A 12935-nucleotide genomic window follows, 5' to 3' on the forward strand; every position below is an offset into this window, starting at 1 on the left:
AGGGTAGTCCGCGCGGCAACCCTGGGCCGCCATGAGGTTGGCGGGCCATCCACGGGCAAGTAGCCACGCGGCCCAGCGGGCACGAGCGGGCACGAGACGTAATCGGATCGGCCGCCAGCAGCAGGCGTTCCGGGCATCACGGTCGGTTGAGCGCGCTCTTCCAAACTGAGGGTGCCGTTCGTCGACGGTCAGGCCAGCAGCGCCCGAAGTCGCCTTATCCCGTCCAGCACGTCGGCGCGGTTCTTGCCATCCTTGATCCACGCGGGCAAGCGCTCGACAAGGGTTTGGCTCCCCATGTCCCGGCCGCGTTCCCGCAACCGAGCGGACACGTACGCCTCCAGCAGGTCCAGGTGCTCGGCGTTGTATGCCCAGAGCAGCCGGCCGCGGCAGTCAACCGAAAGCCAGAGGGGCAGGCCAAAGTACGGGTCATTCGGGCCCGAGAACTCAGGCAATATTCGGGCGTTGTCGCCTGCGCGGCGAGGAGCATCCCAGTCGGCCGTATACGTACAACCGAGACAACTGAGCCTACGGCGCAGCCAGACATGATTCCGGGTGCCATCGGCTGACTCAGGATCAGGAAGGACCGAGGCCCGTCCGGCACAGCGCGGGCAACGGACGAAGATCTCGCCAGCAGCCAAGCCACGAAGCCAATACTTCGGGTCGCGGAAGCGTCCCGCGTACCCTTTCTCGGCCGCTGTCATAGATCAACGGTACAGCCATCGGTACAGCCAAGCCGACCAACATCGGTCGGGGGTGGGCGACGGTGGCTGACAGCTCGCGCAGGTCAACGACGAGGAGCGACGCCAGCCGACAGAGAGCTTGATCTTTGCAAGGCAAAGGTAGTCGGCCAGGCCGTCAAGGCGAGCTTGACGTAGGCCAGTAATAGGGTGCTCGCCATGACAGCGCGTGTCGAGGATCGTGTGCGGTGGCAGGTCTATCACGATGGGGAACTCGTCGGAGAGATCGAGGAGCAGGATCCGCGACCAGTTCCACCCTCTCGCGGGGTTCGAGCAGCTGCGCCCGCTGTTCGACGCATGGAACCGAGCCGTCGACTCCGAGGATCCCGAGCTGATCGATAGCGCGTACGGCGCGATCCGAGCGGCGGTCACGATGACCTACCCGGACGGTCGCCAGGTCCCTGAGTTCATGCTCGGTATTGAGGGGGACTACGCCGGTTTTCGCTGGCATGACGAGCCCTTCACCGACGAGTGACGGTGCTGGCCTGGGAGCCACGCGTGGGAGCCACGGAGACGAACGCGACCGGACAGCGGCGAACCGGGCTGGCCGACGACCATGCGTTGGCCAGCGCAACACGGACCGTTGCGGACAGCTGATCTCGGCCAGCCCGTGCGACAAGGGCATCCGGCTTCCGCCGATCAGCCGTGGGACCCGAGTCCTTCCCACGGCGCAGCAGGTGCACGACCTGGCGCGTCTGCTACCGGCTCGGCTGGCCGCAACGGTCTATCTCGCGGCCGGTTGCGGCCTGCGCATGGGCGAGATCCTCGGCCTGGAAATGGACGACATCGATTTCGACGCGCGAGAGGTGCACGTCCGCCGCCAACTCAAGGTGCTCAAGGGTCGTCAGCCGTTTCTCGGCCCGGTCAAGACGAACACCAGCGCCCGCACCGTCGAGCTACCTGAGGTCGTAGCGGTGGCGTTGCGTCAACACCTGGCCGACGGGTGCGACGCGGTCGAAGTCGACGACGACACGGACCGCCGCCGGCCGGTCCGCCGGGCCGCACGCCTGCTGTTCCGCGGTGTCGGTGGCGAGCCTGTCAACGCAGCGACCTTCTCCCGGACGTGGGCGACTGCTCGGGAAGCGGTCGGCCTGCCAGCGCGGTGGGGGATACACGGACTGCGGCACTACTACGCGACGGTGCTGATCCACGCGGGCGCATCGGTAAAGACGGTCCAACTCTCGCTTGGGCACAGCACGCCCACCGTCACGCTCAACATCTACGTCCACGAGTGGCCGGACGTGCTCGACCGGACCCGGCTGCTCATTGACGGCGCGCTCGGTCAACACGGAACGGCGGCCACGCCGGCTGTGAGCCGGGCATGACCGCCGTCCGTGAGGTTGTACCCAAACTGTACCCAAGATCAGTGGCAATCCTGTTGGTCCAGGTCAGCGCCTTGATTGGGCTTAGCAGTCGAAGTACATGGCGAACTCGTGCGGGGTCGGGCGCAGGCGCACCGGGTCGACCTCGTTGGCCCGCTTCCAGCCCACCCAGGTGGAGATGAGGTCCGGGGTGAACACCCCGCCGTCGAGCAGGTAGTCGTGGTCGGCCTCGAGCGCGTCGAGCACCTCGGGCAGCGAGCCCGGCACCTGCTTGACGTCGCCCCACTCCTCCGGCGGCAGGTCGTACAGGTCCTTGTCGATCGGCGCCGGCGGCTCGATCTTGCTCTTGATGCCGTCCAGGCCGGCCATCATCATCGCCGAGAAGGCGAGGTACGGGTTGCTGGACGGGTCCGGCACCCGGAACTCGACCCGCTTGGCCTTCGGGTTGCTGCCGGTGACCGGGATGCGGGTGCAGGCGGACCGGTTGCGCTGCGAGTAGACCAGGTTGACCGGCGCCTCGAAGCCCGGCACCAGGCGGCGGTACGAGTTGACCGTCGGGTTGGTGAAGGCCAGCAGCGACGGCGCGTGGTGCAGCAGGCCGCCGATGTACCAGCGGGCGGTGTCCGACAGGCCGGCGTAGCCGGTCTCGTCGTAGAACAGCGGCTCGCCGTTCAGCCAGAGGCTCTGGTGGGTGTGCATGCCGGAGCCGTTGTCGCCGAAGAGCGGCTTCGGCATGAAGGTGGCGGTCTTGCCGTTCGCCCAGGCCTCGTTCTTCACGATGTACTTGAAGAGCTGAAGCTGGTCACCGGCGTGCAGCAGGGTGGAGAACTTGTAGTTGATCTCCGACTGGCCGGCGGTGCCCACCTCGTGGTGCGAGCGCTCCACGGTGAAACCGCTGTCGACCAGGCGACGCACGATCGAGTCACGCAGGTCGGCGTAGTGGTCCACCGGGGGCACCGGGAAGTAGCCGCCCTTGTACGCGGTCTTGTAGCCGCGGTTGCCGCCCTCCTCCTCGCGGCCGGAGTTCCAGGCGCCCTCGATCGAGTCGATGTAGTAGAACGACTGGTGCGCGGAGGTCTCGTGGCGGATCGAGTCGAAGATGTAGAACTCCGCCTCGGCGCCGAAGTACGCGGTGTCGGCGATGCCGCTCGCCGCGAGGAAGGCCTCGGCCTTCTTCGCCACGTTCCGCGGGTCCCGGGAGTACGCCTCGCGGGTGAACGGGTCGTGGATGAAGAAGTTCAGCGCGAGGGTCTTCTGCGCGCGGAACGGGTCGATGAAGGCGCTCGCGACGTCCGGGAGCAGGAGCATGTCCGACTCGTGGATCGCCTGGAAGCCGCGGATCGACGAGCCGTCGAACGCGAGGCCGTCGGTGAAGAGTGCGTCGTCGACGGACTCGACCGGCAGGTTGAAGTGCTGCATCACGCCGGGCAGGTCACAGAAACGTACGTCGACGAACTTCACGTCCTCGTTCTTGAGGTATCGCAGGAGTTCCTCGGGATTGGCGAACACACGTCCTCCTGGCACGTCCACGGGGTGGCTGGGCTCCTGGCGACGCTATGACCGTGCGGTTGCCCGGCGGTGTCTCCTCTGTTTCCGCCGTGTTACGTCCCTGGCGGAGCGTCATCCCGGCCGCTCAGTCTCCTCTGGTTCTCCGTTCGGACCATACCGGCTGTAGCGATGTCGCGCCAATTGACACCCTTGGTCCGATTTGACGGGGAGAGTGCATCCGGGCCGGTCCACTCCGCTGGCTACCCTTGACCGCTGTGACCAACCCGCAGCACCCCGCGCCGCCCGCCACGGACCCCGCCTTCGCCCCGCCGAGCCTCGGTCGCCGCTTCGGCGCGCTGGTCGTCGACTGGGTGCTCTGCCTGCTGGTGTCCAACTTCTTCGCCAACCCGGTCCGCGACGGCTGGGCTCCGGTGCTGGTCCTGATCCTGGAGTACGGCTTCTTCCTCGGCCTGTTCGCCCAGACCCCCGGCATGTACGTCACCCGGATCCGCTGCGTCGCCTGGTCCGACGGCGGCCGGATCGGCGTGCTCCGCGCCCTGCTCCGCGGCCTCCTGCTCGCCCTGGTCGTCCCCGCCCTGATCATGGACGAACACCGCCGCGGCCTCCACGACCGCCTCACCGGCTCCGTCATCACCCCCGCCCCCCGCCCCTGACCCCGCCCTCTTCACCTCCGCGATCACGGGGAACGGAAAGAGCCGGACCCTGACGGGCCCGGCTCTTTCGTGCGTAAGGCCGTGGGTCAGCGGCCGCGGGTCTGGCGGAAGGCGCCACCCGGGGGGCGCATGTTCTTGGGGATCGCTCCCTTGGGCATCTGCGGGCGGGCGGTGAGCGCCTTGAGCCGCTTGTCCAGGGCGTTGACGTCCTTGGGGGCGAGGCTGCGCGGCAGCCGCATCAGGGTCGTCCGCAGCTTGCGGATCGGCAGCTCGCCCTCGCCCTGACCGATGACGTAGTCGTGCAGCGGTGCGGAGCCGATCACCTTGGCCAGCCGCCGCTTCTCCTGCCCGAGCAGGCCGCGGACCCGCTGCGGGTTCCCCTCCGCCAGCAGGATCACGCCCGGCCGGCCGATCACCAGGTGCACCATGTCCATCTGGGTGGTGGAGCTGACCGCCGGCGTGACCCGCCAGTCGCCGCGCATGCTCTCCATGATCTGCGCCGCCGCGCCGGGCTGGCCCTCGGCGGCGTTCATCATCGCCTTGTTGGACCGCAGGTTCAGCACGATCAGCACGGCGAGCAGGGTGAGCAGGATGCCGATCGGCAGCCAGATCCAGCCCCAGAGGATCACCGCGACCACGGTGAGCGCGAGCGGGATCAGCACCGCCGCCGCGGTCAGCGGCGCGAACCACCTGTCCTGCTTCGCGGTGAACTGGAACACCATCCCGATCTGCTTCAGCCGCTGGCCGAACGAGACCTTCTCCTGGGGCTTTGCCATGCCGGAGAGTCTAGTGGTCGGCGCACGCCCCGTTGATCCGCGGCCGCCCCTTCGCCGGGCGAGCTGAGTACCTTACGTCGCCACCCGGCCGCTGAGGCCCCCCGGTAAGGAGGGGGAGGGGCTGAAGATCGGGCGGCGTACCCATGCCCCGGGGCCACCTTCGCGCGGAAAGTGAATCTCGACAGCGAAACGACACCGCACGACAGGGGAAACCGAGATGTTCGGCAACGACGCAGACTTTCTGCTCACCATCCACCGTACGCACGCCTCCGAGCTGCAGGCCGACGCGGCCGCGGACCGGCTCGCCCGGGCGCTGCCCCGCCGCCACCCGCGCGGCTGGCTCAGCCGGCGGACCCACACCGGCCGCGCCGTCGACACCCGCCGGTGACCGCCCCCGCCGTCGGGCCGGCCGCCACGGGGGCGGCCGGCCCGGGTCCGGCGGGCGCCCACGGAGGGCCGGGAGATCGACCGGTCGGCCGGGACGGCGTCGCCACCCGTCATGGCATGCTCGATGGCGTGACCGCACGCGCCGCCAGCACCGTCCTCGTCGGCCGCCAGCAGGAGGTGACGGCCCTGCGCGACGCGCTCGTCCGGGCCCGCGCCGGCGAACCCACCACCGTCCTGGTCGGCGGTGAGGCCGGGGTCGGCAAGACCCGGCTGCTGGAGGAGTTCGGCGGCCTCGCCACCGCCGCCGGGGCGCGCGTCCTGGTCGGCCAGTGCCTGGAGCTGGGTGAGGCCGGCCTGCCCTTCGCGCCGTTCGCCGCGGCGCTGCGGGAGGTGTTGCGCCACGACGGCCCGGGCGTCTTCTCCGGGTACGAGGCGGAGTTCGCCCGCCTGCTGCCGGAGCTGGCCCGGGTGCCGGCCGGGGTCGCCGCGCCGACCGGCCTGCCCGCCTCGGACACCCCGCGCGGCTACCTCTTCGACCTGGTGGCCGAACTCTTCCAGCGGCTCGCCGCCGGGCAGCCCCTGGTCCTGGTGATCGAGGACCTGCACTGGGCCGACCGGTCCACCCGGGACCTGATCGGCTTCCTGGTCCGGGCCGCCCGGACCGCGCGGTTGCTGCTGGTCTGCACCTACCGCACCGACGAGCTGCACCGCGGCCACCCGCTGCGGCCCTTCCTCGCCGAACTGGACCGCGCCCGCGGCGTCGAACGCGTCGAGCTGGGCCGGCTGGACCGGGACGGCACCGGCGCCATCCTGGCCGACCTGCTCGGCGTCGAACCCGCTCCCCGGGCCGTTGACGACGTGCACGACCGGACCCAGGGCAACCCCTTCTTCATCGAGGAACTGGCCGCCGCGGGTGACCCGGTGGGCTGCGCCGCGCTGTCGGAGACCCTGCGTGACCTGCTGCTCGCCCGGGTCGACCGGCTGCCGGAGCCGGCCCAGCGGGTGCTGCGGATCGCCGCCGCCGGTGGCACCCGCTTCGCCCATCAGCTCCTCGCCGAGGTCGCCGGCCTGCCCGAGCCCGAGCTGGAGGACGCGCTGCGCGCGGCGGTGGCCGCCCAGCTCGTGGTGGCCGACCCCGACGGCGACTACGAGTTCCGCCACGCGCTGGTCCGCGAGGCCGTCCACGACGAGCTGCTCCCCGGCGAGCACGCCCGGCTGCACGCCCGCTACGCCGCCGCGATCGAGGCGCAGCCGCACCTGGTGGCCGCGGGCCGCGCCCCGGCCGAGGTCGCCCATCACTGGTACGCCGCGCACGACCACCCCCGCGCCCTGGTCGCCGCCCGCGCCGCGGCCTGCGCCGCCGCCGACCGGTACGCGTACGCGGAGCAGAGCCGGCTGCTGGAACGGGTGCTGGAACTGTGGGAGCTGGTGCCCGACGCCGCCGACCGGCTCGGCATGGACCACCTTCGCGTGCTCGAGGACACCGTCGCCGCCGCGACCACGGCCGGCGACTACAACCGGGCGGCCACCCTGACCCGGGCCGCGCTGGCCGAGGTGGACACCGTCGCCGAGCCGCTGCGCGCCGCCTGTCTGCTCGACCAGCGGGGCCGGCTGCTGGCGCTGCTCGGCAAGAGCGACGGCGCCGCCGAGCTGCGCGAGGCGTACCGGCTGGCCAGCGGGGTGCCGGACGGCCCGGAGCGGGTCCGGGTGCTCGCCGACATCGCCGCCCACCTGGTGAAGATCGACCCGGAGCAGGCCGCCGCGGTGGCCGCCGAGGCGATGGCCGCCGCCGAGGCGATCGGCGTGGACGTGGCGCTGCTGCCCACCCGGATCGCCCTGCTCTGCCGCACCGACAAGGCGCCCGACCTGGGGCTGGCCGAGCTGCGCCGGGCGGAGGCCCTGGCCCGGGCCACCGGCAACGCTCCCGCCCTGGTCAGCGCCCTGGTCCACCTCTCCGACGTGCTGTTCGAGCTGGGCCGCTACGAAGAGTCCGAGCAGGCCGCCGCCGCCGGGGTGAGCGAGGCGCGCCGGGTCGGGATCAGCCGTTCCACCGGGGCGTACCTGCTGTCGAACCGGGCCGAGGCGCTGATCGCCCTGGGCCGCTGGGACGAGGCCGACGCGGCCTGCGCCGAGGCGGCCCGGATCGACCCGCCCGGCGTTTCCGGCCTGCACTGGCTTCAGCTCCGGGCCGGGCTGCGGCTGGCCCGGGCGCATCCGGCCGCGGACGAGCTGGTCGGCCGCGCGCTGGCCTTCCTCGCCCGGCCGTACCTCTGGCCCAACCACCGGCTGCCGCTGCACGAGCTGCGCGTCGAGGCCGCGCTCGCCGCGGACGACAAGGTGGAGGCGGTACGGGCGGCCCGTAGCGCGCTGGCCGACGAGCGCCTGTCCGACCTGCCCCGGGAGGCCTGGCCGGTGCTCAGCGCCGTCGCCCGCGCCGCCGCGCTGGGCGGGGACGCGGGCCTCGCCGCCGAGGTCTCCACGGTAGCCGCCGCCCTGCCCGCCCGGTATCCGGCGGAACGGGCGAACGCCGCCCTGGTCACCGCGATCCTGGCCACCGGTGGCGCGGCGCTGCCGGCCTGGCGGGCGGCGGTCGACGCGTGGCGGGCGGCCGGGCAGCCGTACCCGCTGGGTCGGGCGCTGCTCGGGCTGGCCGAGGCAGCCGCCGCGGCCGGGGAGCGGGACGCCGTGGCGACGGCGGTACGGGAGGCCGCGGACCTCGCCGCCGGGCTCGGCGCGGCGCCGCTGGCCGAGCAGGCAGCCGTCCTGGCCCGCCGGGTCGGGCTGCGCGGCGGTGGCCGTCCCGGCCCGGACCTGCTCACCAGCCGGGAGCAGGAGGTGCTGCGGCTGGTCGCCGAGGGGCAAAGCAACAGCCGGATCGCCGAGCGGCTCTTCATCTCGCCGAAGACGGCCAGCGTGCACGTCTCCCGAATCATCGCCAAGCTGGACGTCAGCAACCGGGTCGAGGCCGCCGCGCTGGCCCACCGCCTCGGCCTGCTGGACCATCCCGCCGCGGCCGTCCCGCCGCCCCGCGCCCGTTAGCCCACCCGCGTCGGGGCCCTGCCCGGGGGCGGGCCGACGGGTCAGCGGCGGGGGAGGTAGATCCGCCAGCCCTCGACCGCGACCACGGCCAGTTCGCCCGGGTCGGGGCCGAGCCGCTGGTCGAGCCGGGCGGCCAGCGGCGAGCCGACCGGCGCCACCCAGGCCGCGCGGTCGTCGGCGTCCACCGCCCGCCGGTACGCGGGGTACCGGTCGAAGCCGGGGCGCAGCTCGTCGTCGACCACCGCGCAGACCACGTCCTCCCCGCTGGCGAAGGTGAGCCGGTTGCAGGTCCAGTAGCCGGCGCGGGTGTGCCGTACCCCCAGCTCGTCGAGGGTGTCGACCAGCGCCCGGTGCCGGTCGGCCTCGGCGTGGGTGGCCGGCACGGCGCCGACGGCGCCGGCGGTGGCGACGGCCGCCGTGCCGAGCAGGGCCACCAGCACGGCGATCGCCGTGATCCGGGCGGCCCGGCGGCCGTCCCGCGTCGCGGCCCGGAGCGGCCAGAGCAGGGCCGGGGCGGCGATCGCCAGCCCGGAGAGGTAGCGGGCGCTCTCCATCGGGGTCCGCCCGGCGGCGCTGCTCAGCACGTACGCCCCGAACACCGTCACCGCCCCGACGACCAGCGCCAGGCGCACCCCCGCCGTGGCCCGCCGCGCGTCCGGGCCCCCCGCCGACCCCACCGCGCCTGCCGCCGGTGACGCCGGCGCGGACGGCGACCAGGCCACGGCCGACGGCGCCTGGGGCGGTGCCGAGGTGGCGGCCGGTGCGGACGTGCGCAGGGCGCGCCACGCGGAGAGCCCGGCGAGCAGCAGCAGGACGGGGAACGCGAGGGCCCACCAAAGCTGCCAGGTGGCGCAGTGGCCCGGGGAACAGAAGCCCATCCCGAGCGGCGGCCCCAGCAGCAGCCCGCCGTGCTGCCGCTCGCCCCAGCCGGCGGCCGCGTCCCCGCCGCCGGCAGCGAGGACGGCCGCGATGGGGTTACGCCCGTGCCGGAGACTGTCGAGCCACATCGGCGCCGCGCCGAGCAGGGCCGCGGCCACCGCCACGAGGCCGGCCCGTCCGGCCAGCTCCCGCCGCCGCCAGGCCAGGAGCACCGCGCCGGTGCCGCCGATGTACGGCAGCAGCAGCGGGTCGACCCAGAGCATCAGCCCCGAGATCAGCCCCCACGCCGCCCAGCGGGGCAGCCGCGCGCCCGGCCGGCCGGCGCAGAGGTCCAGGGTGAGCAGGGCCAGCCCGACGCCGGCCGGGTTCAGCTCGGGGTACCCGCCGCCGGCGATCAACTGGTTCTTGACGATCCGGTCGGAGCCGAGCGCGAGGAAGCCGACGACCAGCAGGGCGAACCAGCGGTCCCCGCCGAGTCGCCGGGTCAGCCGCCAGGCCAGCAGGAGGAAGAGCGCGTAGAGGGCGAGGGTGGGCAGCCGCAGCGCGAGCACCGACGGGCCGGTCAGCGCGACCAGCGGCGCGGCCAGGTACGCCTCCAGCGTGCCCATGTAGGCCTGCCCGTAGAACCAGACCGGGAACTCGTGGCCGCGGGCGATGTGCAGGGCGGCCAGCCCCATGGTCGCCTCGTCGCTGTTGGTCGGCGGCGCGTCGGCGACCAGCAGGGCCAGCCGGTAGCCGATCGCGGCGCGGACCATGAGCAGGGTGAGCAGCACCGGCAGCCGGCCGCGCCGGGCACGCCGGGGCGCCTGCGGGCGCGCGGCTTCCCGCCACTCCAGGCGTACCCCGGTGGACATGCCTGTGATCGTGGCATCGGGGCACCGGATTATAACCGGAAATGCCGGATTTACCCGGCTCAGCCGGCGGCGGTGACCCCCTCGCGGGCGGCGAGGGCCTGCTGGTAGAGCCGGCCGGCCCGGTACGACGAGCGGACCAGCGGGCCGCTCATCACGCCGGCGAAGCCGATCTCCTCGGCCTCCTCGCGCAGCTCGACGAACTCCTCCGGCTTGACCCAGCGGGTCACCGGGTGGTGCCGGGGGGAGGGGCGCAGGTACTGCGTGATGGTGATCAGCTCGCAGCCGGCGTCGTGCAGGTCGCGCAGGGCCTGCGACACCTCTTCCCGCTCCTCGCCCATGCCGAGGATCAGGTTGCTCTTGGTGACCAGGCCGTCGGCGCGGGCCTGCCGGATCACGTCGAGGGACCGCTCGTAGCGGAACGCCGGCCGGATCCGCTTGAAGATCCGCGGCACGGTCTCGACGTTGTGCGCCAGCACCTCGGGACGGGAGCTGAACACCTCGGCGAGCTGCTCGGGGACCGCGTTGAAGTCGGGGATCAGCAGCTCGACGCCGCAGCCGGACTGCAGGGCGTGGATCTGCCGGACGGTCTCGGCGTAGAGCCAGGCGCCGCCGTCGGGCAGGTCGTCCCGGGCGACGCCGGTGATGGTGGCGTAGCGCAGCCCCATCGCGGCCACGGACTCGGCGACCCGGCGGGGCTCGTCGGCGTCGAACTCGGCCGGCTTGCCGGTGTCGATCTGGCAGAAGTCGCAGCGCCGGGTGCACTGGTCGCCACCGATGAGGAAGGTGGCCTCCCGGTCCTCCCAGCATTCGTAGATGTTGGGGCAGCCGGCCTCCTGGCAGACGGTGTGCAGCCCTTCGCGCGAGACCAGCCCGCGCAGTTGGGTGTACTCCGGGCCCATCTTGGCCTTCACCTTGATCCATGGCGGCTTGCGCTCGATCGGCGTCTCGGCGTTGCGCGCCTCGATCCGCAGCATGCGCCGCCCCTCGGGGGCGACCGTCGCGGTGCGCGCAGCCTGCTCAGTCGTCGGCGCGGAGTGCTCGATCGTCACAAAACCGAGCCTACGCCCGACGGTGGCCGTCGATGAACGTCGGGCGACCGGCGTCACGCCGCAGATGTTGTGACACCGGACACCGGAGGCCGAGAAATTGCCGTCACACCCGTCCGGGGCGGCGTGCTAGCGTGCCCGGCAAAGCTGTGACGGAGCCGAGTAGCGCACCGACCCGCCAGCGCAGAGAGCCGCCGGTTGCTGGAAGGCGGTCTGGCGCCGGCGCGCGAAGACCCTCCCGAGCTGCGGGAAGAACGGCGCGCCCGCGCGCCCAGTAGAGCCCGCCGACTGGCCCACGTCACGGGCGACGAACGAGGCCCCCGCCGCGGCGGGGGCGAAGGTGTGGTGGCACCGCGAGGTTCCCGCTCGCCCACACCTCCCTGGGGATCGCGTTGCGATTGATCAAGGAGGTAACCGCCGTGCAACGCATCCTTTCCACCCAACTCTCCACCCATGTCGGCAGCACCGTCCGGATCGCCGGCTGGGTGCACCGCCGCCGACTGCTCAAGTCGGTGGCCTTCCTGATCGTGCGGGACGCCGCCGGCCAGGCTCAGGTGGTGGTCACCGACCCCGCCGTGCGCGCGGTCGTCGAGTCGCTGCCGGAGGAGACCGTCGTCGAGGTCACCGGCACGGTGGCGGCGAACGCCACCGCGCCCGCCGGGGTGGAGCTGACCGACCCGGCGGTACGTCCGCTCGGCCCGCCCGCCGTGCCGCCGCCGTTCGACCTGTACCGGCCGGCGCTCACCGCCACCCTGCCCACCCAGCTCGACAACGCCCCGACCGCGCTGCGCCACCCGTCCAGGTCGGCGGCGCTGCGGATCTCCGCGGCGGCGGTGGCCGGCTTCCGGGCCGCGCTGGACGCCCGCGACTTCGTCGAGATCCACACGCCGAAGGTGGTGGCCTCGTCCACCGAGAGCGGGGCGAACGTCTTCGCGCTGGACTGGTTCGGCCGGCCCGCGTACCTGGCCCAGTCGCCGCAGTTCTACAAGCAGCTCATGGTGGGCGTCTTCGAGCGGGTCTACGAGGTCGGGCCGGTGTTCCGGGCCGAGCCGCACGACACCGTCCGGCACCTGGCCCAGTACACCTCGCTCGACGTCGAGCTGGGCTTCGTCGCCGACCACCGGGACGTCATGCGGGTGCTGCGGGACACCCTGGCCGGGATGCTCGGCGCGGTGACCGAGCGGGCGGGCGGCGCGCTGGCCACGCTGGGGATCGAGGCGCCGGAGGTGCCGGCCGAGATCCCCGCCGTGCACTTCACCGAGGCGCTGAAGATCGCCGGGGCGCCGGCCGACGAGCCGGACCTCGCCCCGGCCCACGAGCGGGCGCTGGGGGAGTGGGCCCGGGCCGAGCACGGGTCCGAGTTCCTCTTCGTCACCGGGTACCCGATGGCGAAGCGGCCCTTCTACACCCACCCCGACCCGGAGCGGCCCGCCTACTCCAACGGGTTCGACCTGCTCTTCCGCGGGCTGGAGCTGGTCACCGGCGGGCAGCGGCTGCACCGGTACGACGACTACCTGGCCGCCCTGGCCGCGCGCGGCGAGCCGGTCGAGCCGTACGCCGGCTACGTGGACGCGTTCCGGCACGGCATGCCGCCGCACGGCGGCTTCGCCATCGGGCTGGAACGCTTCGTCGCCCGCCTCACCGGCGCGGCCAACGTCCGCGAGGTCACCGCCTTCCCCCGCGACCTGCACCGCCTGACGCCGTGACCCGGCCGGCGGCCCGCCCTCGTCGGG

Annotated in this window: 11 protein-coding genes; 6 read left to right on the forward strand and 5 right to left on the reverse strand. The window is 73.0% G+C overall.

Annotated elements, in window-relative coordinates; genetic code table 11:
- Positions 1 to 188: 188 nt before the first annotated feature.
- Complete coding sequence (locus GA0070613_RS17280; protein WP_089013245.1) at positions 189 to 701, reverse strand: hypothetical protein; 513 nt, start codon at positions 699 to 701, stop codon at positions 189 to 191.
- A gap of 205 nt (positions 702 to 906) precedes the next feature.
- Here GA0070613_RS17280 and GA0070613_RS17285 point away from each other — a divergent pair, with 205 nt between their 5' ends.
- Positions 907 to 1212, forward strand: coding sequence for a hypothetical protein (locus tag GA0070613_RS17285; protein WP_089013246.1), 306 nt, complete (start codon positions 907 to 909; stop codon positions 1210 to 1212).
- 202 nt (positions 1213 to 1414) lie between these two features.
- Positions 1415 to 2062, forward strand: a complete 648-nt coding sequence (locus GA0070613_RS17290; protein WP_231929251.1) for a site-specific integrase — start codon at positions 1415 to 1417, stop codon at positions 2060 to 2062.
- 81 nt (positions 2063 to 2143) lie between these two features.
- On the opposite strand, the gene glnA is transcribed toward GA0070613_RS17290, so the two are convergent.
- Positions 2144 to 3568, reverse strand: coding sequence for a type I glutamate--ammonia ligase (glnA, locus tag GA0070613_RS17295; RefSeq protein WP_089013248.1), 1425 nt, complete (start codon positions 3566 to 3568; stop codon positions 2144 to 2146).
- 254 nt (positions 3569 to 3822) lie between these two features.
- Here glnA and GA0070613_RS17300 point away from each other — a divergent pair, with 254 nt between their 5' ends.
- The gene (locus GA0070613_RS17300) at positions 3823 to 4221 is read left to right on the forward strand and encodes an RDD family protein (RefSeq protein ID WP_089013249.1); all 399 of its coding nucleotides are present in this window, start codon (positions 3823 to 3825) and stop codon (positions 4219 to 4221) included.
- An 86-nt stretch (positions 4222 to 4307) separates the two neighbouring features.
- Here the strand turns inward: GA0070613_RS17300 and GA0070613_RS17305 are convergent, their stop codons facing one another.
- Positions 4308 to 4997, reverse strand: a complete 690-nt coding sequence (locus GA0070613_RS17305; RefSeq protein WP_089013250.1) for a DUF4191 domain-containing protein — start codon at positions 4995 to 4997, stop codon at positions 4308 to 4310.
- Positions 4998 to 5214: 217 nt separating this feature from the next.
- On the opposite strand from GA0070613_RS17305, the gene GA0070613_RS32790 reads away from it, so the two are divergent.
- Both GA0070613_RS32790 and GA0070613_RS33970 read left to right on the forward strand, forming a co-directional pair.
- On the forward strand, positions 5215 to 5385 hold the full coding sequence (locus tag GA0070613_RS32790) for a hypothetical protein (protein ID WP_172875839.1): 171 nt from the start codon (positions 5215 to 5217) through the stop codon (positions 5383 to 5385).
- A gap of 128 nt (positions 5386 to 5513) precedes the next feature.
- The gene (locus GA0070613_RS33970) at positions 5514 to 8423 is read left to right on the forward strand and encodes a helix-turn-helix transcriptional regulator (protein ID WP_269458996.1); all 2910 of its coding nucleotides are present in this window, start codon (positions 5514 to 5516) and stop codon (positions 8421 to 8423) included.
- Between the two features lie 41 nt (positions 8424 to 8464).
- Here the strand turns inward: GA0070613_RS33970 and GA0070613_RS17315 are convergent, their stop codons facing one another.
- Together GA0070613_RS17315 and lipA are read right to left on the reverse strand one after the other, a co-directional pair.
- On the reverse strand, positions 8465 to 10156 hold the full coding sequence (locus GA0070613_RS17315; RefSeq protein WP_089013251.1) for a hypothetical protein: 1692 nt from the start codon (positions 10154 to 10156) through the stop codon (positions 8465 to 8467).
- Positions 10157 to 10215: 59 nt separating this feature from the next.
- A complete protein-coding gene (gene lipA / locus GA0070613_RS17320) occupies positions 10216 to 11262 on the reverse strand; it encodes a lipoyl synthase (protein WP_172875840.1) in 1047 nt (348 codons plus the stop codon).
- A 359-nt stretch (positions 11263 to 11621) separates the two neighbouring features.
- On the opposite strand from lipA, the gene aspS reads away from it, so the two are divergent.
- Positions 11622 to 12908, forward strand: coding sequence for an aspartate--tRNA(Asn) ligase (aspS, locus tag GA0070613_RS17325; RefSeq protein ID WP_089016008.1), 1287 nt, complete (start codon positions 11622 to 11624; stop codon positions 12906 to 12908).
- Positions 12909 to 12935 lie beyond the last annotated feature (27 nt).

The sequence above is a fragment of the Micromonospora inositola genome (assembly GCF_900090285.1).
Taxonomy (GTDB): Bacteria; Actinomycetota; Actinomycetes; order Mycobacteriales; family Micromonosporaceae; genus Micromonospora; species Micromonospora inositola.